We start from the raw sequence: 394 nt of genomic DNA, 5'->3' as shown, positions 1-394 counted from the left end.
ATGAAGCCCTCGCCGCCGAAGAAACCGGCGCCCAGGCGCTTGGTGAAGGCGATGCCGACCCGGGTGCCATAGGCTGCGCAGAGGAACGAGTCCTTCTGGCAGAACAGGCGCCCGCCGACATCGTCCAGGTCCACCGCCACCACGCTGCCCGGATAGGGCGCGGCAAAGGCCACGTGCTGCTTGCCCTGGCCTTCGTTGGTGAAGTGGGTCATGAACACCGACTCGCCACCGAGCTTGCGCTTGCCGGCGCTCCACAGCTTGCCCAGCAGGCTGCCGTCGGAGCCGTCGCCCATCCGCGCGGTGAAGCGGATGTCGCCGGTCATGTAGTTCATCGCCCCGGCCTCGGCGATCACGGTTTCCCCGGGGTCGAGTTCGATCTCCACGGTCTGCATGG

At 67.5% G+C, this 394-nt stretch carries 1 protein-coding gene; it reads right to left on the bottom strand.

The window, feature by feature from the left end; all coding sequences use genetic code 11:
* On the bottom strand, positions 1-394 hold a 394-nt coding region (locus ACLJNW_RS23405; protein ID WP_410961111.1), incomplete at both ends, for an AIM24 family protein.

Origin of the sequence: Salmonella sp. SAL4457 (genome assembly GCF_046548235.1) — a bacterium.
Classification (GTDB): domain Bacteria; phylum Pseudomonadota; class Gammaproteobacteria; order Enterobacterales; family Enterobacteriaceae; genus Salmonella; species Salmonella enterica.
This window is presented reverse-complemented; position numbering and strand designations above follow the sequence as displayed.